Origin of the sequence: Streptomyces sp. NPDC029674 (assembly GCF_044903205.1) — a bacterium.
GTDB lineage: Bacteria > Actinomycetota > Actinomycetes > Streptomycetales > Streptomycetaceae > Streptomyces.
The window spans coordinates 240846-264429 of record NZ_JBJDPY010000011.1; the positions used below are offsets into that span (position 1 = coordinate 240846).

The 23584-nt window shown below is 70.3% G+C and carries 17 protein-coding genes and 1 riboswitch; of the genes, 9 read left to right on the forward strand and 8 right to left on the reverse strand.

Annotation, left to right across the window (positions count from 1 at the left end; all coding sequences use genetic code 11):
- Window positions 1-215: 215 nt before the first annotated feature.
- The 5 genes from ACI2L3_RS26340 to ACI2L3_RS26360 form a co-directional block, all read right to left on the reverse strand.
- Complete coding sequence (locus tag ACI2L3_RS26340) at window positions 216-1970, reverse strand: ABC transporter substrate-binding protein (protein ID WP_404754848.1); 1755 nt, start codon at window positions 1968-1970, stop codon at window positions 216-218.
- Window positions 1971-2072: 102 nt separating this feature from the next.
- Window positions 2073-3077 (reverse strand): ABC transporter permease, encoded by a 1005-nt coding sequence (locus tag ACI2L3_RS26345; RefSeq protein ID WP_404754849.1) that lies wholly within the window; start codon window positions 3075-3077, stop codon window positions 2073-2075.
- Window positions 3078-3375: 298 nt separating this feature from the next.
- Window positions 3376-4149 carry an enhanced serine sensitivity protein SseB C-terminal domain-containing protein gene (locus ACI2L3_RS26350; protein ID WP_404754850.1) on the reverse strand — a complete coding sequence of 258 codons (774 nt, stop codon included), beginning with the start codon at window positions 4147-4149 and terminating at the stop codon, window positions 3376-3378.
- 65 nt (window positions 4150-4214) lie between these two features.
- Complete coding sequence (locus ACI2L3_RS26355; protein WP_404754851.1) at window positions 4215-4997, reverse strand: enhanced serine sensitivity protein SseB; 783 nt, start codon at window positions 4995-4997, stop codon at window positions 4215-4217.
- A 63-nt stretch (window positions 4998-5060) separates the two neighbouring features.
- Window positions 5061-5759, reverse strand: a complete 699-nt coding sequence (locus tag ACI2L3_RS26360) for an AAA family ATPase (RefSeq protein WP_404754852.1) — start codon at window positions 5757-5759, stop codon at window positions 5061-5063.
- 141 nt (window positions 5760-5900) lie between these two features.
- Window positions 5901-6008, forward strand: a riboswitch (glycine riboswitch).
- Window positions 6009-6157: 149 nt separating this feature from the next.
- Between ACI2L3_RS26360 and gcvT the strand changes: the two genes are divergently transcribed.
- From gcvT to ACI2L3_RS26380, 4 genes are all read left to right on the forward strand, one after another.
- Window positions 6158-7291 (forward strand): glycine cleavage system aminomethyltransferase GcvT, encoded by a 1134-nt coding sequence (gene gcvT, locus ACI2L3_RS26365; protein WP_404754853.1) that lies wholly within the window; start codon window positions 6158-6160, stop codon window positions 7289-7291.
- A gap of 58 nt (window positions 7292-7349) precedes the next feature.
- On the forward strand, window positions 7350-7727 hold the full coding sequence (gene gcvH / locus ACI2L3_RS26370) for a glycine cleavage system protein GcvH (RefSeq protein WP_404754854.1): 378 nt from the start codon (window positions 7350-7352) through the stop codon (window positions 7725-7727).
- Window positions 7728-7750: 23 nt separating this feature from the next.
- The gene (gene glyA, locus ACI2L3_RS26375) at window positions 7751-9010 is read left to right on the forward strand and encodes a serine hydroxymethyltransferase (RefSeq protein WP_404754855.1); all 1260 of its coding nucleotides are present in this window, start codon (window positions 7751-7753) and stop codon (window positions 9008-9010) included.
- Window positions 9011-9173: 163 nt separating this feature from the next.
- Window positions 9174-10559 carry an L-serine ammonia-lyase gene (locus ACI2L3_RS26380; protein WP_404754856.1) on the forward strand — a complete coding sequence of 462 codons (1386 nt, stop codon included), beginning with the start codon at window positions 9174-9176 and terminating at the stop codon, window positions 10557-10559.
- On the opposite strand, the gene ACI2L3_RS26385 is transcribed toward ACI2L3_RS26380, so the two are convergent.
- Both ACI2L3_RS26385 and ACI2L3_RS26390 read right to left on the reverse strand, forming a co-directional pair.
- Window positions 10546-11559, reverse strand: a complete 1014-nt coding sequence (locus ACI2L3_RS26385) for a LacI family DNA-binding transcriptional regulator (protein ID WP_404754857.1) — start codon at window positions 11557-11559, stop codon at window positions 10546-10548. The two genes, ACI2L3_RS26380 and ACI2L3_RS26385, sit on opposite strands and share 14 nt — an antisense overlap.
- Window positions 11560-11639: 80 nt before the next feature.
- Window positions 11640-15923, reverse strand: coding sequence for a discoidin domain-containing protein (locus ACI2L3_RS26390; RefSeq protein WP_404754858.1), 4284 nt, complete (start codon window positions 15921-15923; stop codon window positions 11640-11642).
- 297 nt (window positions 15924-16220) lie between these two features.
- On the opposite strand from ACI2L3_RS26390, the gene ACI2L3_RS26395 reads away from it, so the two are divergent.
- The 5 genes from ACI2L3_RS26395 (at window position 16221) to ACI2L3_RS26415 (ending at window position 21784) form a co-directional block, all read left to right on the forward strand.
- Window positions 16221-17597, forward strand: coding sequence for an ABC transporter substrate-binding protein (locus ACI2L3_RS26395; protein WP_404754859.1), 1377 nt, complete (start codon window positions 16221-16223; stop codon window positions 17595-17597).
- Window positions 17594-18547 carry a carbohydrate ABC transporter permease gene (locus ACI2L3_RS26400; RefSeq protein WP_404754905.1) on the forward strand — a complete coding sequence of 318 codons (954 nt, stop codon included), beginning with the start codon at window positions 17594-17596 and terminating at the stop codon, window positions 18545-18547. The genes ACI2L3_RS26395 and ACI2L3_RS26400 overlap by 4 nt, the downstream gene beginning before the upstream one ends.
- Before the next feature lie 5 nt (window positions 18548-18552).
- Window positions 18553-19434: a carbohydrate ABC transporter permease gene (locus tag ACI2L3_RS26405; RefSeq protein WP_404754860.1), complete on the forward strand. Its 882-nt coding sequence runs from the start codon at window positions 18553-18555 to the stop codon at window positions 19432-19434.
- Window positions 19435-19477: 43 nt separating this feature from the next.
- Window positions 19478-21046, forward strand: coding sequence for a glycoside hydrolase family 13 protein (locus tag ACI2L3_RS26410; RefSeq protein ID WP_404754861.1), 1569 nt, complete (start codon window positions 19478-19480; stop codon window positions 21044-21046).
- A 123-nt stretch (window positions 21047-21169) separates the two neighbouring features.
- A complete protein-coding gene (locus ACI2L3_RS26415; RefSeq protein ID WP_404754862.1) occupies window positions 21170-21784 on the forward strand; it encodes an SUKH-4 family immunity protein in 615 nt (204 codons plus the stop codon).
- A 31-nt stretch (window positions 21785-21815) separates the two neighbouring features.
- Here ACI2L3_RS26415 and ACI2L3_RS26420 read toward each other — a convergent pair whose 3' ends face one another.
- Complete coding sequence (locus ACI2L3_RS26420; RefSeq protein WP_404754863.1) at window positions 21816-23360, reverse strand: alpha/beta hydrolase; 1545 nt, start codon at window positions 23358-23360, stop codon at window positions 21816-21818.
- Window positions 23361-23584: the final 224 nt, after the last annotated feature.

Consider the following 23584-nt stretch of genomic DNA (forward strand, 5'->3'; position numbering starts at 1 on the left):
TTTTTGTTGTGGTTGGGCCCGCCCTACCCCACCACACCTTGTTGTGGCGGGGGGGGGGGGGGGGGGCGCCCCCCCCCGGCGGGGGGGGGGGGCGGGGGGGGGGGGGGCCCCCCGGGGGGGGGCCCCCCCCCCCCCGCCCGGGGCCATCACCTGCCCTTCGGACTGGCGGGATTCGGCGGCGGTGGGACGGTCAACTACGGGTCGGGCTGCGCCTGTTACTTGACGACGCCGAGCGAGACGTAGTCGTACCGGCCGTTGTAGGCGTCGGACATGTAGGCGTTGGTCAGCCGCGATCCGCGCCAGGTGATGTTCTTCTCGTAGAGGAAGGGCATCCAGTCGGCGTTGTCGAGGATCCGCTTGTCGAGCTGCTTGTAGATCTCGCCGGCCTTGGCCGGGTCGGTCTCAGCGATCGCCTTGTCGAAGAGCGCGTCGATCTTCTTGTCCTTGATCTGCGACTCGTTGTAGTTGCCGTTCTCGATCAGGAAGCGGCTGTCGAACAGCGGCTGCGCGTAGCCCTGGCCGGACGGGAAGTCCGGGCCCCAGCCGCTCATCTGCATGCTGTAGCCGCGCTTCTTCACGACGGAGGGCGAGCCGGTGATGCTGGCGGAGTCGGCGCCGTCGAGGGACTCGACGCTGATGTCGATGCCGACCTTCTTCAGCTGGGCCTGGAGCGCCTCGGCGGCGTCGACCTCACCCGGGTTGTTGTTGCGGGCGGTGAGCTTGGCCTTGAAGCCGTTCGGCTTGCCGCACTTCTTCAGCTCGTCCTTGGCCTTGGCCGCGTCGGGCTTGCCCTTGCGCGCCAGGACGCCGTACGGGTCGTAGTCGCTGTGACCGGGGATCGCCTCGGGGAAGGTGCTGTTGGCGATGTCACCGGCCGCGACCTTGCCGCCGCGGGTCTGCTGCAGGCTCGCGAAGTCCGTGCCGTAGAAGACGGCCTTGCGGCAGTGGACGTCGTCGAAGGGCTCCGCGGTGTGGATCAGGGCGACGTAGCGCACGAAGGACGTGTGCATGTTGTCGACGTTGCCGCGGTGGTCCGAGACGGCGGAGACGCGGCCGGACTGGGTCATGCCCGTGCCGTTGAGGTCGACGTCGTAGTCGCCCGCCATCAGCTTCTTGTCGTTCTCCTCCAGGTTGGCGGAGATCGTCACGTCGATCTTGTCGGGCAGCGCGGCGCGGATCGGGTCCGAGGACTTCTTCCAGGCCGTGTTGCGGACCAGCACGATCTTCTTGCCGGACTTGTACGACTCGAACTTGTACGGGCCCGAGGAGAACGGGCGCGCGGTGTACTTCGCCTTGGTGTCCTTGGCCGCCTTCACCGGCGAACCGGTGGGCATGGCGAGGAACTGCTCGAAGTCACCGTTGCGCTTGGGCAGTTTGAAGACGATGGTCTGGTCGTCGGGCGTCTCGATCGCCTTCAGACCGCCCTTGTCCTTGTAGGGGCCCTTGTACTTCTTGTCCGGGTCGAGCGCCTGCCGGATGTATCCCGGGCCACCGGTGATGGTGTCCGTCGCCCAGGAGCGCTCTATGCCGTACTTGACGTCCTTGGAGGTCAGCTTGGAGCCGTCCTCCCAGGTGACCCCGTCACGCAGCTTGTACGTGTAGGTCTTGCCGTCGTCCGAGATCTTCGCGGTGGAGGTGGCGAGGTCCGGGACCAGCTTCGTGCCCGCCTTGCCCGGCTTGGTGTCGTAGGACACCAGCTGCCGGGTGTAGAAGCGCATGAAGTCCCAGGACATGCCGTAGTAGGCACGCTGGGGGTCGGCCGAGTCGAGGTCCTGCTTGCCGACCATCTTCAGCGTCCCCCCCTTCTTCTTCGACGGGTTGGCCACCTTGTTGAGCGCGGCGTTGTAGCCGGCGCCCTTCGAGTCGCCGTCGCCACCGTCACCGCCGCCGCACGCCGTGGTGGTCACCAGCGCCGCGACGACGAGGGCCGCACCGCTGGTGAGCCGTCGTTTCGAGGAAACTGTGGGCATTTTCTCGTAACCTCCGAGATTCGCGGTCCCTGGCCATGTGCTGCCGGAGAACCATGGTTAGAGCCACCTGACATGCGGCAGGGGCAAGCCGGTTGGGCGCTTCTAGCGCGTCCCCTTCGGGTCGAGCGCGTCCCGCAGCCCGTCGCCGAAGAGGTTGAAGGCCAGCACGGTGATGAAGATCGTGACGCCCGGGAAGACCATGAACATCGGGTCGTGCTCGTACGTCTCGAGCGCGTCCCGCAGCATGCCGCCCCAGGAGGCCGTCGGCGGCTTCACACCGGCGCCGAGGAAGCTGAGGGCCGCCTCCGTGAGGATGTTGGTCGGGATCATCAGCGTCGCGTAGACGGTGATGGGCGCGACCAGGTTGGGCAGCAGCTCGCGGAACAGGATGTGGCGCCGTCCGCCGCCGAGGCTGCGGGCCGCCTCCACGTACTCGCGCTCCCGGAGCGAGAGCGTCTGACCGCGCACGATCCGGCCGACGTAGGGCCAGCCGAAGAAGCCGATGACCAGCACGAGGATGCCGACGCGCACCCCGCTCCCGGTGAGACCGAGCAGGTCGTCCGGCAGGACCGAGACCAGCGAGATGATGAAGAGCAGCTGCGGGAACGAGAGCAGTACGTCCATCACGCGGCTGATCAGGGCGTCGATCCAGCCGCCGAAGTAGCCGGCGATGATGCCGAAGAGCGTGCCGAGGGCGACGGCGACGACGGCCGCCAGGAAGGCCACGAGCAGCGAGATGCGTGCTCCGTAGACGATCCGGCTGAAGATGTCGCGGCCCTTGTTGGGCTCGACGCCGAAGAGGAAGTCGCCGCTGACACCGCCGAGCGCGCCCTTGGGGAGGTTGGTCAGCTCGTCGAGCTCCTCCTGGTGGAAGTCGTTGGGCGGGTGGCCCAGCAGGCTCACGATCAAGGGCGCGAAGATGGCGACCAGCACCAGGAACAGCACCGTGAAACCGCCGGCCAGGGCGACCTTGTCCCGCTTCAGGCGGTTCCAGGCGATCTGCTTGAGGGACCGGCCCTCGACCTTTTTCACCCCTGCATCAACTGCGGGGGCGACGTCCTCGGTCGGGTCCGCGTCCGCAGGTGTGTCATGCAATGGTGCCGTCATCGTGGCAGGGACCCCTCTCAACCGGTGGTGACCGGCCCGCACTTGCCGCTGTAGCGACGTGATCAGTCCGTCGTACACAGGGGGCGAAAGCCCCTGGAGCGGGAGTCTTCATCCACGTCGCGATCTGTTACCAGACTTGACGGGGAAAGGATGCGCAACCGTGATGCTGATCGAGGTGTTCCGTTATGCGGACGCGGGTGAACGAGGGGCGAACACGGGGCAGTTGGGGTGCAAGGCGCCACGGGAGCCCATAGGGTCCCACCGGCACCAGAACGGACATCGCGTCCGTCGGCGCTGCTCAGTACTGCGCGGGGTATCCGTAACCGCCGGCCTGCGCCGGGGCCGCCTGCGCCTCGCGGTCGTAGAACGGGCGGGCGTTGGCGCGCAGCCACATCGCGACCGGGTCGTAGTCGTCGGACATCGCGACGGTCGAGACGGGCAGGCCCTCGGGGACGGCCGGGATGGACTGCTGCATCATCGCGCGCACCGCGTCGACCGACGGCGGCGACGTGTCGTACACGTCCAGGCCGATGGCCAGATAGGGCGCCCCGAGCGCGGGCTGCACCCAGGCGCGGCGCAGCGAGCGCACGGCGGGGGTGCGGTGCGCGTTCTGCGTCAACAGGGCGTAGAACTGGGGGATTTCGATGCTCGGCTCGGTGAGCCGGAGCGGTCCCGCGGGCAGCAGGTCGAGGCCGGTGGCGATGCGGCGCAGATCCAGCCACGGGATGCCGAGGCCGCCGCCGGGCGCGTGCGGGTTGAGCCAGAGGCCGTAGTGGTCGGGGTAGAGGGTGCGGGCGATGTCGGTGCCGCGCACCACTTCGTAGCTGCGGTTCCAGCCACTGGCGGAGAGCTCCTGGGCGGAGGTCACGCACGGGGCGTAGCCGAGGCCGTCAACCTCCATGTTCCCGTACTGGGCGTCGGGCGAGCCGGCCTGGCCGTGCCAGAGCAGCATCCACACCTGGTCGGCGGCGAGGGCGCGCAGCAGTGCCTCGTAGGCGTCGTAACGCCCCGGCGTGACCTGGCGCAGCAACTGCTCGAACTGCCCGGCCGCGGCCGTGCCCGACGCACTCACCCGTAACCGCTCCTTCGTGACGAACTCGGTGTCCCCGTGGAAGACGACAGAGGAATGGAACCAGCTTAAGCGGCGATCCGGTGGTAGAACGGCCGCACCTTCGCGCGCAGCCAGTCGCCCACCGGGTCCTGCGCCACGTCGAGCAGGACGAGGTTCACCGGCCACGGGGCCGGTGCCTGGCCGAGGGCCCGGCCGAGGGCCTCCATGGGGAGCTCGCGGGCGTTGCCGTCCCAGGTGGACAGCTCGACGCCGACGAAGAGGGTGGGTTCGTCCGTCTCGATGGCGGCCAGGCAGCGGCGGGCGGTGAGGACCACGCCGGCCGCCTCGAACTCGCGGCCCGCGGCGGCCAGGAAGTCCACCGGGTCGTGCTGCCAGTCCGGCTCGTACAGGCGCACCCGGCCGCCGGTGGCGGGTCCGTCCAGCGGGGTGCGGCCGGCCCGGCTGAGCTCGGCGACGGCGGGTGGCGGCAGCGGGACGCCGACGGTGCCGTCCGGGTTGAGCGCGATGCCCAGCTGCGGGGGGAGGCCGCGGGCGAACTCCACGGCGGGCGCCACGGTGTGGCCCATCCGGTCGGCCGCTTCGCCGAGGGCCTGCCGGAACTGCTGTTCGGAGCTGAAGACGGGGACGTACGCCTGGCCGTCGATCTCCAGGGTCGGCAGGTCGAGGGTGCCGCTGTCGGGGCCGCCGCCGTTCGGCAGCGGGATCCAGATCTGGCTGCGGCCGAGCACCTCCACGATCCGGGCGCCCGCCGACGCGTCGGCGCCGAGGGAGGCGGCGAGGACCTCCTCCAGTTCGTTGCCCGGCCATCCGCCGTAGGGATGGGCATGTGCCTGCGCCGGAAAGTCCATCTGTCCGTCCAACTCCTGCTCGCGACCGCTCTGCCTGCGGCTCGAACCCTAGCGTCGGCCGCCTCAGCGGTCGAAGGCGATCACCCGGAGGACCTGTGCCGCGTCGCGGTCGAGCAGCACCGCGGAGCGGCAGCCGCGGGGCAGGTCGCCGCGCTCGGTGGCGCCGACGAGGCGGCCGACCGTCCTGCGGTGCCGCGTGAACGCGTACCGGGAGACGCCCCTGCCACGCTCGCGCTGGCCCTGGAGCGCCGTGTCCACCGGGACGTCGAGCAGCAGCAGGTGCAGGGCGGCGCCGCGGCGGGCGGCCTCGCGGGCGAGCCAGCGGCGCACCCACGCCTGGGTGCCGCAGTCGTGCACGACGACGCCGGCCCCGGTGCGCAGGGTGCGGCGCAGGCCGGCGTAGTGCGCGAGGCGGACCAGGGGGCGGTAGACCGCGTACGGCAGCAGGCGGGGCATGCGGTGGGCCCAGCGGTCGCGGGTGTCCTGGGAGTCGATGCGGGGGCCCGTGACGGCCTGCCGCATCAGCGTCGACTTTCCGCCACCGGGCAGCCCGGAGACGACGACGAGGTCGCCCTCGCCGAAGGTGAGGCGGCGGGGGCTGTGGCCGGCCCGCTGCCGCAGGTCCCGGACGACGGCCACGGGGAGCGGGCCGCAGCTCTCCGCGGCCGGGGTGGCGGCCTGCTTGGGCAGTGCCACCCCCGTGGTAGTGGCAAAGACGCTGGTCCTGCTGCGCACCGTGATCGGCCTCCCCGTAGCGGTCACGTACTGCCTTCCCCAGCAAGTGTAAAGAGAAGGTAATGCGGCACAAGAGCATTCCGGGGCCATGGCATCCGTATCCGGGCAAGGGTCCCCCTGGACAGGGTCGCGTGCAATGATGTGCCCGCCAACTCCATACCGGCCGTTTGAATCCGCGCGGGAGAGTCCCCGGAGCCAGCACGCACCGCGTGCCCGGGGCGCCGAAGGAGCAAGTCCCTCCCTTGAATCTCTCAGGCCCCGTACCGCGCGGGCGAGGCACATCTGAAAAGCGGGCCGCCCCGGCGGTCCCACCCAAGGTGCAAGCCGGGCGTCCCGGATACCGGGACACTCTCGGCGAACCTCTCAGGTTCCGATGACAGATGGGGAGGATCGACCTCGCCCGTCATGCCCTGGGAGTTCCCTTCATGAGCACTGCCCCCCGTCTCACAGCCCTCGATGCCGTGCATCGCGCGCTCGGCGCGACCATGACCGACTTCGCGGGCTGGGACATGCCGCTGCGGTACGGCAGCGAGCGCGACGAGCACAACGCCGTGCGCACCAAGGCCGGCCTCTTCGACCTCTCCCACATGGGCGAGATCACGGTCACAGGACCGGAGGCCGTGGACTTCCTGAACTTCTCGCTGGTCGGCAACATCGGCTCCATCGGTGTCGGCCGTGCCCGCTACACGATGATCGTCGCCGAGGACGGCGGCATCCTGGACGACCTGATCGTCTACCGCCTCGGCGAGGCGGAGACCCCCGAGTACATGGTCGTCGCCAACGCCTCCAACGCCCGGACCGTGCTGGACGAGCTGAGCAACCGCGTCGAGGGGTTCGACGCCGAGGTCCGCGACGACCGCGAGGCGTACGCGCTCCTCGCCGTCCAGGGCCCCGAGTCCCCCGGCATCCTCAAGTCACTCACGGATGCCGACCTGGACAACCTCAAGTACTACGCGGGCCTGCCCGGCACCGTCGCGGGCGTCCCCGCGCTGATCGCCCGCACCGGCTACACCGGCGAGGACGGCTTCGAGCTCTTCGTCGCCCCCGGTGACGCCGAGAAGCTGTGGAACGCGCTGATGGAGGCGGGCACGCCGGTCGGCATGGTCCCGGCCGGTCTCTCCTGCCGCGACACGCTGCGCCTGGAGGCGGGCATGCCGCTGTACGGGCACGAGCTGACCGCCGAGCTGACGCCCTTCGACGCCGGGCTCGGCCGCGTCGTCAAGTTCGAGAAGACGTCACAGGCGGACTCCTTCGTGGGCCGCGCGGCCCTGGCCGCCGCCGCCGAGCGCGCCGAGACCGCCCCGCCGCGCAAGCTGGTCGGGCTGATCGCCGAGGGCCGCCGGGTCCCGCGCGCGGGCTTCTCCGTGGTCGCCGACGGCAAGGTCATCGGCGAGGTCACCTCCGGCGCCCCGTCCCCGACGCTGGGCAAGCCGATCGCGATGGCGTACGTCGACGCCGGGCACGCGGCGCCGGGCACGCCGGGTGTCGGTGTGGACATCCGCGGCACCCACGAGCCGTACGAGGTCGTGGCCCTGCCGTTCTACAAGCGCCAGAAGTGACCCCCCGCACATCGTCCCCGTTCCGCAGCACCCACCCGCGTACAGGAGAATTCAGGTCATGAGCAACCCCCAGCAGCTTCGCTACAGCAAGGAGCACGAGTGGCTGTCGGCCACCGAGGACGGCGTGGCGACCGTCGGCATCACGGAGCACGCGGCCAACGCGCTCGGTGACGTCGTCTTCGCCCAGCTCCCCGAGGTCGGCGACACCCTGGTCGCGGGCGAGTCCTGCGGCGAGCTGGAGTCGACCAAGTCGGTCAGCGACCTCTACTCCCCGGTCAACGGCGAGGTCGTCGCCGCCAACCAGGACGTCGTCGAGGACCCGTCGCTGGTCAATTCCGCCCCGTTCGAGGGCGGTTGGCTGTTCAAGGTGCGCATCACGGACGAGCCGGACGACCTGATGTCCGCCGATGAGTACACCGCCTTCACCGCCGGCTGACCCATACCGATAGGGATCGTGTGATGTCGCTTCTGAACACCCCTCTCCACGAGCTGGACCCGGACGTCGCCGCCGCCGTCGACGCCGAGCTCCACCGCCAGCAGTCCACCCTGGAGATGATCGCCTCGGAGAACTTCGCTCCGGTCGCCGTCATGGAGGCCCAGGGCACCGTCCTCACCAACAAGTACGCCGAGGGCTACCCCGGCCGCCGCTACTATGGTGGCTGCGAGCACGTGGACGTGGCCGAGCAGATCGCGATCGACCGGATCAAGGAGCTGTTCGGCGCCGAGTACGCCAACGTCCAGCCGCACTCCGGCGCCTCCGCGAACCAGGCCGCCCTCTTCGCGATCGCCCAGCCCGGCGACACGATCCTCGGCCTCGACCTGGCGCACGGCGGCCACCTCACGCACGGCATGCGCCTGAACTTCTCCGGCAAGCAGTTCAACGTGGTCCCGTACCACGTCGACGAGGCCGGTCTGGTCGACATGGCCGAGGTCGAGCGCCTGGCCAAGGAGAACAGCCCGAAGGTGATCATCGCGGGCTGGTCCGCCTACCCGCGCCACCTGGACTTCGCCGAGTTCCGCCGGATCGCCGACGAGGTCGGCGCGTACCTGTGGGTCGACATGGCGCACTTCGCCGGGCTCGTCGCCGCCGGGCTGCACCCGAACCCGGTGCCCTACGCGGACGTGGTGACCTCCACCACACACAAGACCCTCGGCGGCCCGCGCGGCGGCGTCATCCTGGCCCGCACCAAGGACTTCGCGAAGAAGCTGAACTCCGCGGTCTTCCCCGGCTTCCAGGGCGGCCCGCTCGAGCACGTGATCGCGGCCAAGGCCGTCTCCTTCAAGGTCGCGGCCTCGGAGGAGTTCAAGGAGCGCCAGCAGCGCACCCTGGACGGCGCCCGCATCCTCGCCGAGCGCCTGGTCCAGGAGGACGCGAAGGCCGTCGGCGTCGACGTCCTGTCCGGCGGCACGGACGTGCACCTGGTCCTCGTCGACCTGCGCAACAGCGAGCTCGACGGGCAGCAGGCCGAGGACCGCCTCCACGAGGTCGGCATCACGGTCAACCGCAACGCGATCCCGAACGACCCGCGCCCCCCGATGGTCACCTCGGGCCTGCGGATCGGCACCCCGGCGCTCGCCACGCGCGGCTTCCAGGAGGAGGACTTCCGCGAGGTCGCCGACATCATCGCCGAGGCCCTCAAGCCCGGCTTCGACGCGGACTCCCTCAAGGCCCGGGTGACCGCTCTGGCCGACAAGCACCCGCTGTACCCCAACCTGTAGCATTTTCGTACGCTTTTCGTTCGTACGAAACGTCGGGGCACCGCGCACACTGGAAGTGAACACAGTGAGTGCGGTGCCCCGTGCTCATGCCCGGCTCACGCCCTGCTTTCTGCACCACCCCCGGCAGACAACGGCGTCTACCAACCACCCTTTGGAGTTCTCCGTGGCCATCTCGGTCTTCGACCTGTTCTCGATCGGCATCGGCCCGTCCAGCTCCCACACGGTCGGTCCGATGCGCGCCGCCCGCATGTTCGCGAGCCGCCTCAAGAACGAGGGCCTGATGGCCCACACCACCGCGATACGGGCGGAGCTGTACGGCTCGCTCGGCGCGACCGGCCACGGCCACGGCACCCCGAAGGCCGTCCTGCTCGGCCTGGAGGGCGAGTCGCCCCGCACGGTGAACGTGGAGACGGCCGACGACCGTGTCGAGGAGATCAAGAGCGGCCGCCGCCTCAACCTGCTCGGCATGCACGAGATCGACTTCGACTTCGACGAGGACCTGGTCCTGCACCGCCGCAAGGCGCTGCCGTACCACGCCAACGGCATGACGGTCTTCGCGTACGACCACGAGGGCGCCCTGGTCCTGGAGAAGACGTACTACTCCGTGGGTGGCGGCTTCGTCGTCGACGAGACCGTCCTCAATCAAGAGGGCGCGGCCGGTGAGAACCCGATCGTGCCGGACGACACCGTCCTGAAGTACCCCTTCCGCACCGGTGACGAGCTGCTGCGTCTCTCCGAGGAGACCGGCCTGTCCATCTCCGCGATGATGCTGGAGAACGAGAAGGCCTGGCGCACGGAGGAGGAGATCCGCGAGGGTCTCCTCGACATCTGGCGCGTCATGCAGGCGTGCGTCTCCCGCGGCATGTCCCGCGAGGGCATCCTGCCGGGCGGCCTGAAGGTGCGCCGCCGGGCCGCGAACTCGGCCCGCCAGCTGCGCGCCGAGGGCGACCCGCAGGCCCGCGCCATGGAGTGGATCACGCTCTACGCGATGGCCGTGAACGAGGAGAACGCGGCCGGCGGCCGGGTCGTGACCGCCCCGACGAACGGCGCGGCGGGCATCATCCCGGCCGTCCTGCACTACTACATGAACTTCATCCCCGGGGCCGACGAGGACGGCGTGGTCCGCTTCCTGCTCGCCGCGGGCGCCATCGGCATGCTCTTCAAGGAGAACGCCTCGATCTCCGGCGCCGAGGTCGGCTGCCAGGGCGAGGTCGGCTCCGCCTGCTCGATGGCGGCGGGCGCGCTCGCCGAGGTCCTGGGCGGCTCCCCGGAGAAGGTGGAGAACGCCGCCGAGATCGGCATGGAGCACAACCTCGGCCTGACCTGCGACCCCGTCGGCGGCCTCGTCCAGATCCCGTGCATCGAGCGCAACGGCATGGCGGCGGTCAAGGCCGTCACCGCGGCCAAGATGGCGATGCGGGGCGACGGCTCCCACAAGGTCTCCCTCGACAAGGTCATCAAGACCATGAAGGAGACCGGCGCCGACATGAGCGTCAAGTACAAGGAGACGGCCCGCGGCGGTCTGGCGGTCAACATCATCGAGTGCTGACGCGCTGCGCGGTCGAGCCGCGCACGACGAGCTCCGGTTCGAAGAGGAGCTCGCCGGGGTGGGTCTGGCTGCCGCGGATCTGGGCGCACAGCAGGTCGACCGCCGCGCGGCCCATCGCCTCGATGGGCTGGCGCACGGTCGAAAGGGGCGGTTCCGTGCAGGTCATGAAGGCCGAGTCGTCGTAGCCGACGACGGAGATGTCGGCGGGGACGGAGAGGCCGCGGCGCCGGGCGGCCCTGATCGCGCCGAGTGCGAGCGGGTCGCTCGCGCAGACGACCCCGGTGACGCCCTTGTCCAGCAGGCGCGAGGTGGCGGCCTGGCCGCCTTCCAGCGAGAAGATCGACCGCTCGACGAACTCCTCGGCGAGTGCCGTGCCCGCGGCCTTCGCCACGCCCCGGGCGGCTTCGAGCTTGCGGCGCGAAGGGACGTGGTCGGCGGGGCCGAGGACCAGGCCGATCCGCTCGTGCCCGAGCGAGGCGAGGTGGCGCCAGGCCTGTTCGACGGCGATGGCGTCGTCGCACGCGACGCAGGGGAAGTCGAGGCCCTCGATCGACGCGTTGATGAGGACGACCGGGATGTTCCGCTCCGCAAGGCGGTGGTAGTGGTCGTGCGGCGCGTCGGCCTCCGCGAAGAGACCGCTGGCGAACACCACGCCGGAGACGTGCTGTTGGAGCAGCAGCTCCACGTAGTCGGCCTCGGAGACGCCGCCCCTGGTCTGGGTGCACAGGACGGGCGTGAGCCCCTGCTGGGCGAGGGCGCCGCCGATGACCTCGGCGAACGCGGGGAAGATCGGGTTCTGCAGCTCGGGAAGGACGAGGCCGACGAGCCGGGCGCGCTCGCCGCGCAGTTGCGTGGGCCGCTCGTAGCCGAGGACGTCGAGCGCCGTCAGTACGGACTGCCGGGTCGCGGCGGAGACCCCCGGCTTGCCGTTGAGGACGCGGCTGACCGTCGCCTCGCTGACCCCCACCTTCTTCGCAACTTGAGCAAGTCGTCGCGTCATGGCCGCAAGAATAGCGCAAGGCATGCAAGCCAGTTGCGTATACGGCCGCCCGAAATCCGGGCGGCCGCACGCGTGTCGCGTCAGGGTTGCAGTGTGAGCTTGAACGTGGACGTGTCGTTCTTGATGTTCTGTCCGTTGCCGCTGAACTCGGGCCGTACGAACGTCGCTTCACCGACGGCAGGGCCCTGGCCCGGCTCCGGCATCTCGTTCACATAGATGCCGATCGGTGCGCCCTTGATGGACACGTCCGTGAAGACGGTGTCCTTCACCGGGAATTCGGGCTGCCCGCCGGAGTATTTCGTCTGGAACATCACCCCGTGGTACGTCGGGTCGATGATGTCGACGTTGTTCACCCGGATTCCCTGGAACACCTTCGACGCGGAGAACGCCCAGACGGCGGGGAAGTCCTGGCCCTTCCAGAAGGCGCCGCCGGCCCGCTCGACCGTGATGTTCTCGAAGGTGGTCGGGTCCTTCCCGAAACCGTTCATCGGGTAGCCGAAGTCCAGGGAGCTGATGGTGATTCCGGAGTAGACGAGAGTGTCGGCGATCCGGATGTTGCGGAAGGTGTTGTTGTATCCGCCGTAGACGGCGACACCCGCCGCGCGCCAGGTCAGGACCGTGGTCAGGTTCTCGTAGACGTTGTTCTTCATGTCCGCTCCCCCGGCGTCGATCGCCGAGAAGAGGGCGAAGCTGTCGTCACCGGTGGCCCGTGCCTCGTTGTTCGTGACCCGGTTGTCCGTGCTGCCGTTGGTCATGTTGATCCCGTCGGCGAACATGTCGCGGATCCGCGAGTTCTTGATCGTCATGCGGTCCGTGTTGGCGCCCCAGTAGAGGCACACCATGTGTTCGTTCCAGATGTCGTCGATGGTGATGTCGGAGACGTTCTGGAAGTCGAAGACCTTTCCCGGCCCGTCGATACGGGACGTGTAGTTGCCGAAGTAGGCGAACCCGGAGAAGGAGGAGCCGTTCGCGCTCGCCTCGGCACGGAATCCGATGTCCGTGTTCTCCTGGCTCCTCGGCGCGTGGAAGCGGGTGTACCAGGGCCCGGCGCCGACCACCTTCACGGCCTTTCCGTAGACCTGGAACTTGCTGCCCGTCTCGTAGTCGCCGGGCGGCAGATAGACGCCCGTCAGCTTTCCGGTGGTGTCCATGCGGACCTTGTCCAGGGCGTTCTGCACGTCCTGGTGGGTGAATCCGGCGGGTACGGCGTAGGTGCCCGGGTCCGGGTTGGTCTTCGGGGCCACCTGCTCCAGGTCGACGAAGTCGATGGCGTAGCGGGAGGTGTTGGCGTTGTCCTTCTGGAGTCTGATCTTGCTGCCCGCCTTGACCGTCTCGCCGAGGACGACGTGTGCCTCGTCGTAGATGTGGCGGGCCGGGCCCGCGCCGGGCGAGTTGCCGGGTGCGGCCTCGTCGCCGTACAGCCAGGCGTATTTGGAGGTGAGGTCGATGGCCTTGCGGAAGACGCCGTCGACGTAGATGTTCAGGGTCGCCTCGGTGCCGCCGCCACCCGGCGCGTCCGGGATGGAGAAGCGGGTGACGAGTGTGTTGGTGTCCTGTTTGGCGGTGAACTCCACGGACTCGCCGGTCGAGTTCAGGGTGACGGCCTTGCGGCCCGATGCCTCGCCCGCGAGGTCGCCGACGGTGCGGTTCGGTCCGACGGTCTTCGCGCCGCCGGCGAGCACGCCGTCCTCCGCCTCGTAGGTGTCGTAGGGCATGTCGGCGCCGCAGCCGACGAACAGCGGACGGGTGCTGGTGTTGTTCTCGCGCTTCACCGGCAGCTCGTTGGCGTCGTCGGCGATCACCGTCTTGACGGTGTGGCGGCCGTCGGCGGCCGTCCAGGTGCCGAGCCTGACCGGTGCGGTGGTGTCGCCCGCGCCGATCGTGCCGTTGTGCTCGCCGGTCAGGGTCTTCACCGTGGCGCCCTTGGCGTCCTGCACGAGCAGCGTGATGCCGTGCGCGCCGGACGCGGACGCCTTGCTGCCCTGGTTCTTGATCGCGACGCTGAAGGTGACCTCCTTGCCCTTGGCGGGTGCGGACGGCGTCCAGCTCACCGGTGACGCCACCAGGTCGGACGAGTCGACGGGCTTGACCACCAGCTGGTTCGGGCTCGTGTACGTGTTGTTGCCCTCGTCCTGCTCGATCACCTCGTTCTTGGTGTCGACCTCCGCGCTGAAGGCGTACGAACCCGACGGGCGCGCGCCCGTGTCGGCGCTCACCGTCGTCGACTCGCCCGCGCCGAGCGCGCCCACGGCCGCCGTGCCCGCCTTGTCGCCGCCGAGGCGGAAGGCGGCGTCGGTGGCCGGCGAGGCCTCGCTGCCGCGGTTGCGCACGGTCGCGGTCAGCTTCAGCCCGTCGGTCTCGGCCGGCGCCTCGGGGGCGTACGACAGCTTGGTGATCTCCAGGTCGGGGTTGGCCGCGGGGACGCCCATGACCTGGAACTCGGCGACCTGCCCGGCCGTGGCCCCGCTGTTCGCGGTGAACCGCAGCCGCACGTCGGCGGCCTTGGCGGAGACCGGAATGGTGACGGTGTTCTGATTGCCGGACGGGCTGAAGGAGTACTCCTTCTCCGCCACCAGCGAGGTGAAGTCGGCGGCCCGCTGCTCCCGGCCGAGCACCTGCACCTTCTGCGTACGCGGGCCCCACGCGGCGTCCGGATTGAGCTTGATGACCACCGCGTCGATGTCGGCGTTGGCGCCGAGCTTGACGGTCAGCGTGTTCGGGTAGCTGCCAGCGGCGCCCTCCCAATAGGTGGACGTCTCACCGTCGTTGGCGTTCTCGGCGACGTACGTGTGGATCACGGAGGACGCCGTGATCGGCTTGCCCGCCGCCAGGTCGGTGGTGCCGCCGCCCGGCCGGGTCACGGTGCCGCTGTGCGCCGAGACGTTGCCGGCCGCGTCGCGGGCCCGCACCGAGTAGGTGACCGTGGCGCTCGCGGGCCGCGCGTCGGTGTACGTCGTCACGTCACCGGCGACGGACTTCAGGAGCTTGCCGTCCGCGTACACGTCGTACGCCGTCACCTTCACGTTGTCGTTCGACGCGCCCCAGGTCAGCTTGATCTGTCCGCTGGAGGGCTGGGTGAGGGCGAGGTCCGTGGGTGCGGTCGGGGCCTGCGTGTCCCCCGAATCGCCCTTGCGGGTCACGGAGTTGCTGTTGGCGGAGGCGTTGCCCGCCGCGTCGCGGGCGCGCACGTAGTAGGTGACGGTGGCGCTCGCCGGCTGCGTGTCCGTGTACGTCCGCACGTCGCCGGAGACGCTGGTGCGCAGTTCCCCGTTGGCGTACACGTCGTACGCCGTGACGCCCTTGTCGTCTTCGGACGCGCCCCAGGTGAGCTTGACGCGGCCCGGCTCCGGTTCGGTGAGGGCGAGGCCGGCGGGCGCGGTGGGTGCCTTGGAGTCGCCGCCCGCCGGGCCGTAGATCTCCAGCTCGGACAGCTGGGCGGCGTCCCGGCCCGTGTTGGCGCTGATGAGCACGCGTACGTAGCGCGTGGTGACGGTGTCGAGGGCGAGCGTCGCGGTGTGCTCGGTGGCCGCGGTGAACGCGTGCTCCTTCGACGCGGTCAGATCGGTGAAGTCCGTGCCGTCGGTGCTGCCCTGGAGCTTCAGGGTCTGGCTGCGGCCGTCCCAGCCGCCGGGCAGGCGCAGCACGACCTCGTCGACCTTCACGGACGCGCCGAGGTCGGCCTGGATCCACTGGGGCAGCTTGCCGTTGTCGCTCTCCCAGTAGCTGGCGCGGTTGCCGTCGTTGGCGTGGGCGGCGGTGTACGTCTCGGTGTGGCTGCTCGCCTTGAGGGTCTTGCCGAGGGCCAGGTCGACCGAGGCGTCGGCGGCGGCGTGCACCCGCAGTTCGGCGAGCTGGGCGGCGGGCCAGCCGGTGTTGGCGGTGATGTGCACCCGTATGTGCCGGGTCTGCGCGGCCGGGAAGCGGACCGTCACCGTGTTGCCCTCGCCGGGGGTGAAGGAGTGCGCGGCCGACGCGGCGAGGGTGCTGAAGCCGTCGCCGTCCGGGCTGCCCTGCACGGAGAGGGTCTGCTTGCGGGCCTCCCAGGACGACGGCAGCTTGAGGACCACCTCGTCGACGCGGGTGGCGCGGCCGAGGTCGACCTGCACCCACTGCGGCAGGTCGGACGACGAACTCTCCCAGTACGAAGCCGGGTTGCCGTCGGTGACCTGTCCGGCCGGGTGTGCCGACTTGGCGCTGCTCGCCCTGGCCGGCTTGCCCGCGGCCAGGTCGGGGCCGCCCGCCGCGGAGGCGGACAGGGCGGGCAGGCCGAGCAGGAGCAGGGTCGCGGTGAGGGCGGCGGCGAACGGCCGCCACCACAGGCGGGGTCTCCGGGCCGCGCCCTGGGCGTCTCTGATGCGTCTCATGGCTCGTGCGACTCCTTCGTCTCGTGACGGTCGGTCTCGCGGTGCGCAGGATTTCGCGTTCAGAAGTTGGAGAGTTGCAGAGAAGTGTCGAGTTGACTACGGCCGGGGCGGAAGTCGTCACACCGCTCTGGCGAAGACTCACGGCGGCGCGGTCCACTTCTTGCAAACTTCGTACGACTTATTGCGCGGCCGTTGCGCCGGTGGTTATGTATGCGCCGCACCCGGCACGGCACCCACCGCACGGCAGCACGACCCGGAAGGGGTCTCCTGATGTCATCCACGAGCAGCCGCACAGGCATGAGCAGACGGACGGCCGTGAGCGGACGAACGCTCACGCTCGCCACCGCGACCGTTCTCGCGCTGGTTTCGCTGACCGCTTGCGGCACCAGCAGCGACGGAGGCGACTCGGATTCCGGCGGCACGGTGAAGCTCGACGTCAACGGGCAGCCGCCGAAGACCCAGGCCTTCGAGCGCAAGCTCTTCGACCGGCACGTGCGGCAGTTCGAGAAGGCCAACCCGGACATCGACATCGTGGCCCACGAGGGCTTCATGGACCCGAAGACCTTCAACGCGAAGCTGGCCGGCGGCAAGCTGGAGGACGTCTTCTACGTCTACTTCACCGACACCCGGTCCCTGATCGAGAAGAAGCAGGCCGCGGACATCACGGACGCCGTCGAGGACATGCCGCGCCGCGGCGACATCCAGGACCCGCTGATGAAGATCTTCCAGGACGGGCGGGGCCGCCAGTACGGCCTGCCGACGTCCAACTACTCGATGGGCCTGCTCTACAACCGCGCGCTGTTCGAGAAGGCGGGCCTCGACCCCGACCGGCCGCCGGAGACCTGGGCGGACGTCCGCAAGGCCGCCGAGAAGATCGCCGCACTCGGCGACAACACCGTGGGCTACGCCGACTTCTCCGCGAACAACCAGGGCGGCTGGCACTACACGGCCGAGCTGTACTCCCGCGGCGGCCGGATCGCGACGGAGAGCGACGGCACGTGGAAGGCGGCGTTCAACACCGCGGAGGGCCGGGCCACCTTCCAGGACCTGCACGACATGCGCTGGAAGGACGGGTCCATGGGCAGCAAGCAGCTGCTCCAGGTCGAGGACGTGCAGCGGATGATGGGCTCCGGCAAGCTCGGCATGTACGTCGCGGCGGCCGACAACATCACCGTCATCGCCAAGCAGTTCGGCGGGAAGTACGCGGACTACGCCCTCGCCCCGATGCCGGACGCCAAGGCCACGCTGCTCGGCGGCGAGGGCTACATGATCAACCCCAAGGCGTCCCCGGCGACGGTCAAGGCCGGCGTCAAGTGGATCCAGTGGCGCTACCTGAACCCCGGCCTCATCGAGAAGAACGTCGCCGCCTACGCCGATGCCGAGCTCCCGGTCGGCATCCCGATGCCGACCGTCCCCGACATCTTCGAGGGCCCGGTCCGCGACCGGATCGAGAAGGTGAAGCAGGAGAACGCCAACATGCCGACCGGCAACTACCGGGCTTTCATGGACTCCGCCCCGAAGGTCCCCGGCGTCATCGAGCCGCCCAAGGCCCAGGAGGTCTACTCGGTGCTCGACTCGGCGATGCAGGCCGTCCTCACCAAGAAGGACGCCGACATCGACGCCCTTCTCGACGACGCCGAGAAGAAGGTCAACGCGATCTACCGCGCCGCCTGATGAGCGTGTCGCTGAAGTCGCCGCCCCGGCGCCCTGCCGCACCCCCGCGCTCCCCCGCCCCGTCCGGGCGGCGGGCGGCCCGCCGCCGCGCACTGCGCGAGCACCTGACGGCGTACGGGTTCCTCTGCGCCGCCGTGGCCGTCTTCGCGCTGTTCTCGTGGTGGCCGATCGTCCGCAACGTGCTGCTCGGCTTCCAGCAGGTCAACTTCGCCACCGGCAACACCTGGGTCGGTCTCGACAACTTCGAGAAGCTCCTCGACGACCCGCTCTTCCTCACCGCCTGGAAGAACACCGGCCTCTTCACCCTGTACGCGCTGCTGCTCGGCTTCGCGGTGCCGTTCCTGACCGCGGTGCTCCTGAACGAGTTCCGGCACGCGCGCGCGTACTTCCGCATCCTGGTCTACCTGCCGGTGATGCTGCCGCCCGTGGTCGTGGCGCTGATGTGGAAGTGGTTCTACGACCCGGGCCCCGGCCTGTTCAACGAGATCCTCCGCACCCTGCACCTGCCGACCTCGGCCTGGCTGGACTCCTCCTCCACCTCGCTGATCTCCCTGGTCCTCGTCTCCACCTGGGCCAACATGGGCACCACCACCCTCATCTACCTGGCCGCACTCCAGACCATCCCCGGCGAGCTCTACGAGGCCGCTGAGCTGGACGGCGCGGGCGTCTGGCAGCGGCTGCGCCACGTCACCGTCCCGCAGACCCGGTTCGTGCTGCTCGTCCTGCTGCTCCTCCAGATCGTCGCGACCATGCAGGTCTTCACCGAGCCGTACGTGATGACCGGCGGCGGCCCCGAGGACTCCACGGTCACCGTCATGTTCCTCGTCTACCGGTACGCCTTCGTCTACAACGACTTCGGCACCGCCGGCGCGCTCAGCCTGCTGCTCCTCCTCGTCCTGGCCGCCTTCTCCGCCCTCTATCTGCGGGTCACCCGCGCCGCGAAGGAGTGAGCGGGATGACCGCATCGACGCGCACCCTCGTACGCCCCGCCGTCCTCAGGACCCGCAAGGGACGGCTGATCTACTGGTCCGCGCTCACCGTCGCGCTGGTCCTCTTCACGGTGGCCTTCGTCGTGCCGCTGTACTGGGCGGCGACCGGGGCCATGAAGTCGTCCACGGAGCTGGCGCAGAGCCCGCCCACGTACGTGCCCGAGACCTGGCACCCCGAGAACTACGCGAAGGCGTGGCGGGAGATGGACCTGGCCGGCTACTTCCTCAACACGGTCGTCCTGGCCGGCGGCGCCTGGCTGGTGCAGCTCGCCGTGCAGGTGCCCGCCGCGTACGCCCTGTCGAAGCTGCGCCCGCGGTTCGGGAACGTGGTGCTGGCCCTGATGCTCGTGACCCTGATGATGCCCGCCACCGCCCTGCTCGTGCCGGTCTACCTCACCGTCGTCGACGTCCCCCTCTTCAACCGCAACCTGATCAACAGCCCCAGCGCGGTCTGGCTGCCGGCCGCCGCCAACGCGTTCAACATCTACATCCTCAAGAACTTCTTCGACCGGATCCCCGACGAGATCCTCAACGCGGCGAAGGTGGACGGCGCGGGACCGCTGACGACCATGTGGCGCGTGGTGCTGCCGCTGGCCCGGCCCATCCTCGCCGTCGTCTCCATCCTCTCCATCGTGACGGCATGGAAGGACTTCCTCTGGCCGCTGCTCGTCCTGCCCGACCCGGCGCGGCAACCGCTGAGCGTCTTCCTCCAGCGCGTCGCCCAGGACACCCCGCTCAACAGCCTGGTCGCCGGGCTCGTCATGGCCTCCGTCCCCCTCATCGCCCTGTTCCTGGTCTTCCAGCGCCACATCGTCGCCGGACTCGGCGCCGGCAGCCTCAAGGGCTGAACCGGCGACCACCGGGCCACGGCCGGTACGAAAGGACTCCCTCTTGCCCAGCACGGAGTGGTGGCGCGGTGCTGCCATCTATCAGGTGTACGTCCGGTCCTTCGCGGACGGGAACGGCGACGGCACCGGCGACCTGGCCGGGGTCCGGTCCCGGCTGCCCTATCTCGCCGAACTCGGGGTGGACGCCCTCTGGTTCACCCCGTGGTACCTGTCGCCGCTCGCCGACGGCGGCTACGACGTCGCCGACTACCGCACCATCGACCCGGCGTTCGGCAGCCTCCACGAGGCCGAGCGGCTGATCGCCGAGGCCGGGGACCTCGGCCTGCGCTGCATCGTGGACATCGTGCCGAACCACGTCTCCGACCAGCACGAGTGGTTCAAGGCGGCGCTGACGGCGGGCCCCGGCTCACCGGAGCGGGAACTGTTCCACTTCCGCCCCTGCTCGCCGGAGCCGCCCAACGACTGGGTCGGGGAGTTCGGCGGGGTGCCGTGGTCCCGTACGGAGGACGGCGAGTGGTACCTCCACCTCTTCGCCCCCGAGCAGCCCGACCTCAACTGGGCCCACCCGAAGGTCCGGCAGGAGCACGAGGACGTACTGCGCTTCTGGTTCGAGCGCGGCGCGGCCGGGGTGCGCATCGACTCGGCGGCGCTGCTCGCCAAGGCCGACGGTCTTCCCCCGATGGACCCGGCCCAACCGCACCCCTTCCACGACCGGCCCGAACTGCACGACATCTACCGCTCATGGCGGCGCATCGCCGACGAGTACGGGGCGGCGCTCATCGGCGAGATCTGGCTGCCGGACGCCGAGCGCTTCGCCCGCTACCTGCGCCCGGACGAGCTGCACACCGCGTTCAACTTCGACTTCCTCTCCCGGCCCTGGGACCCGGCACAGCTCTGGGAGTCCATCGACCTCACCCTGTCCACGCACGCCCCGGTCGGCGCGCCCGCCACCTGGGTCCTCGCCAACCACGACGTGACCCGCACGGTCACCCGCTACGGCCGCTCCGACGACACCGGCTTCGCCTTCGAACGCAAACGCTTCGGCGTCCCCACCGACCTGGCGCTCGGCACCCGCAGGGCCCGCGCCGCCGCCCTCCTCACCCTGGCGCTGCCCGGCTCGCTCTACCTGTACCAGGGTGAGGAACTGGGGCTCCCGGAGGCGGACATCCCCCGCGACCGGATCCAGGACCCGATGCACGCCCGCTCGGGCGGCCTCGACCCGGGCAGGGACGGCTGCCGGGTGCCGCTGCCCTGGGACGGCGCGCCACGGCGGAGCTGGCTGCCGGTGCCGCCGGGCTGGTCCGGCTACGCGGCGGAACGGCAGGCCGGCGACCCGGACTCGATGCTCTCCCTCTACCGCACGGCCCTGCGCCTGCGCCGCTCCTTCGCCGAGGCGGGCGCGGGCCCGCTGCGCCGCCTGCGCGCCGACGAACCCGGCGTGCTCTCCTTCGCCCGCGCCTGCGGACAGGACGGCACGACGTGGATCTGCCTGGTCAACTTCGGGCCGGACGACGCGGAGCTTCCCGGGGCGGCCGAACTCGTGCTGGCCAGCGGTCCGTTGGCACCGGGCGGCCGGGTGCCGCGGGACACGGCGGTGTGGCTGCGGGCGTGAGGTCGGGGTGCGAGTGGGGGGCCGTCGCCGGACGCGCCGCGCTCTGTAACGTTGCCGTGGTGACCACTTCGGTCCGTCCACAGTCCTACGGCGCCCTCGCCCCCCGAGTTCGGAGTCCCGGCAGTGCTTTTCGACGTCACCCGCGGCGAGGCCGCCGGTTCCTTCGGTACGGACCGGCTCGTGACCCTGCCCGCCGGCGCCTTTCCCGCCGACGCCGCGGACACCGAGGGCGCCCGCCTCCTGCGGACCGTCGGCGCTCCCACCGGGACACTCCACCTGCGTGAGCCCGACGCGGACTCCGGCCTGCTCCCCCTCGTCCAGGACGTCGTCGACGTCGCGGACTTCGAGGACGCCCCGGAGGGTGCGGGCCGGTGGCCCGTCATCGGCTGGCTCCTCAACGCCCACCTCGCCCTCGCCCCCGAGTCCGGCAAGGTGCACGCCTTCGACGCCGACGAGGAGAGCGCGCGAGTACTCCACACGGACGTCTCCTCCCTCCTCCAAATCACCTTCCGCTTCCAGCACCTGCTCGAAGAGTTCACCTTCGACGGCGACGATGACGAGGAAGCCGGCTTCGAGCGGCTGGAGCGCGAGGTCGAGCGCATCCGTGAGGAGACGAGCCGCGCCGACCCGCTCCCCTTCCAGGACGACGACACCGTCTGGTCGGTGGTCGCCGACGAGATCGCCGGGGGCAGCCGCTTCGTGGACGGCAGCCCTGGCGCCCGCCGGCTCTACGGGTGACCGCCGGCCGAGGTCGGCAGGTGCGGGTGCCTCAGCAGGTCGTGCCGCGGCGGACCGGTTCGAGGGCGATGAGGTAGTCGTCCACGGCGTCATCGACGCAGGCGTTGCCGCGGCCGTAGGCGGTGTGGCCGAGGCCTTCGTACGTCAGGAGCATGCCGCCGGGGAACTGGCCGGCCAGGCTCCGCGCCTCCTCGTACGGGGTGGCGGGGTCGCCGGTGGTGCCGACGACCAGGACCGGCGGCACGCCTTCGGCGTCGACGCGGTGCGGGCGCGCGGTGCCCTTGGGCCAGCTCTTGCAGGTCAGTTCGTCGACGACGCTCGACGTGCCGTACACGCCCGAGGCCTTGTCGGCGGCGTCGAGGGCGCTCCAGTAGGGGCCGGCTGTGTGTGGGTGCGGCACGTCGAGGCAGCTGACGGCGATGATGGCCTCGTCCTCGTTCTCGTTCTCCGCGCCCCTCGGGCGGTGGCTCCCGGTGGCCGGTTCCTCGGAGTCGGCCAGTTCGGCGAGCTTGGTCGCGTCCCCGTCCCCCGCATCGCTCAGCGCCTCCGAAAGGCCCTCCCAGTCGTCCTCCGGGCTGTACATGGCGGCCGTGACCACGTCGAGCAGTGTCCTGGCGTCCACGTCGTACGCGTCCTCGTCCGTGACCGGCAACGGCTCGCGCGCCGCCTCCTCGTACAACCCGTCGATCAGCTCCGCGATCTCCTTCGGGGTCGAGCCGGGGCAGCTGTCGCCCACGATGTCGGCGCAGTGTTCGGCGTAGTCGTCGACGGCCCTGCGGAACCCCTCCCCCTGGCTCAGCGCACGCTGCCGCCAGTCCAGCGCCGGGTCCACCGCACCGTCCAGGGCGAGGGCGCGGACGCGCTCCGGGAACTGTTCGGCGTACGACGTCCCGAGGCTCGTGCCGTACGACCAGCCGAGGTAGGTCAGCTTCCGGTCGCCGAGGGCCGCCCGCAGGACGTCCAGGTCGCGGGCCGCGTCCTCGGTGCCGACGTGGGGCAGGATGCCGCGGCCGGCCTCCGTGCACGCGGCGGCCTGCTCGTCGGCGCCCGCGAGGGCCCGGGCCCGCTCGGCGCCGCTCCGCGGAGCCACCGGTTCCGGAAGGTCACTCTCCGCTTCGTCCGTCCTCGCGCACTGCACCGCGGGGTCGCTGCCCCCGACACCCCTCGGGTCGAAGGAGACGATGTCGAAACGGGCCCGCACCCCAGCGCCGAAGGCATCGCTGCCGTCGGACTTCATGTCGCTCACACCGGAGGCGCCGGGGCCGCCGGGGTTGTAGACGAGCGACCCGATGCGCCGCTCCGGATCGCCCGCCACCGCCTTCACCACCGGCAGGACGAACGTCCCGCCGTTCTCCGGGTGCGCGTAGTCCCGCGGAACCGTCAGGCGAGCGCAGCGGAGTTCGCCGCACGTCTTCCAGGTGAGCTCCTGCCCGTAGAACCGGGCCAGCTCGGGACGCCGGTCCGCGGGCCCGGCGTCCCCCGCCCCGCCCGACGTGCATCCGGCGAGCGGGACGGCGGCGAGGGCTGCCAGGACGAGCCGGAAGGGTCGGTGTCGTCGCGGGCCGGGGCGGTTCAACGGTGCTCCAAGGGGGTCGGTGGGCCGTGCCCAGCTTGCCTCACCGCCCGCGCGGACGCCGGGGTGCCCCCTGCCGGTTCGCACAACGGAGTCCACAGCGGAGTCCACAGCGAATTCCGTAGCGGTTTGCGTAGTTCTACGGATGTCGGGGCCGCCGAGCTTTGAGAGGTTGGTCGGCACCACACCCGAAGCACACCCAGCCATCCCCAGCCATCCCGAGCCAC

What these genes read in the sequence shown, in the direction of transcription:
- ACI2L3_RS26390 (WP_404754858.1), bottom strand. Translation starts at nt 15,923, where the DNA reads ATGAGACGCATCAGAGACGCCCAGGGCGCGGCCCGGAGACCCCGCCTG.
- glyA (WP_404754855.1), top strand. Translation starts at nt 7,751, where the DNA reads ATGTCGCTTCTGAACACCCCTCTCCACGAGCTGGACCCGGACGTCGCC.
- ACI2L3_RS26395 (WP_404754859.1), top strand. Translation starts at nt 16,221, where the DNA reads ATGAGCAGACGGACGGCCGTGAGCGGACGAACGCTCACGCTCGCCACC.
- gcvH (WP_404754854.1), top strand. Translation starts at nt 7,350, where the DNA reads ATGAGCAACCCCCAGCAGCTTCGCTACAGCAAGGAGCACGAGTGGCTG.
- ACI2L3_RS26405 (WP_404754860.1), top strand. Translation starts at nt 18,553, where the DNA reads ATGACCGCATCGACGCGCACCCTCGTACGCCCCGCCGTCCTCAGGACC.
- gcvT (WP_404754853.1), top strand. Translation starts at nt 6,158, where the DNA reads ATGAGCACTGCCCCCCGTCTCACAGCCCTCGATGCCGTGCATCGCGCG.
- ACI2L3_RS26385 (WP_404754857.1), bottom strand. Translation starts at nt 11,559, where the DNA reads ATGACGCGACGACTTGCTCAAGTTGCGAAGAAGGTGGGGGTCAGCGAG.
- ACI2L3_RS26340 (WP_404754848.1), bottom strand. Translation starts at nt 1,970, where the DNA reads ATGCCCACAGTTTCCTCGAAACGACGGCTCACCAGCGGTGCGGCCCTC.
- ACI2L3_RS26355 (WP_404754851.1), bottom strand. Translation starts at nt 4,997, where the DNA reads ATGGACTTTCCGGCGCAGGCACATGCCCATCCCTACGGCGGATGGCCG.
- ACI2L3_RS26345 (WP_404754849.1), bottom strand. Translation starts at nt 3,077, where the DNA reads ATGACGGCACCATTGCATGACACACCTGCGGACGCGGACCCGACCGAG.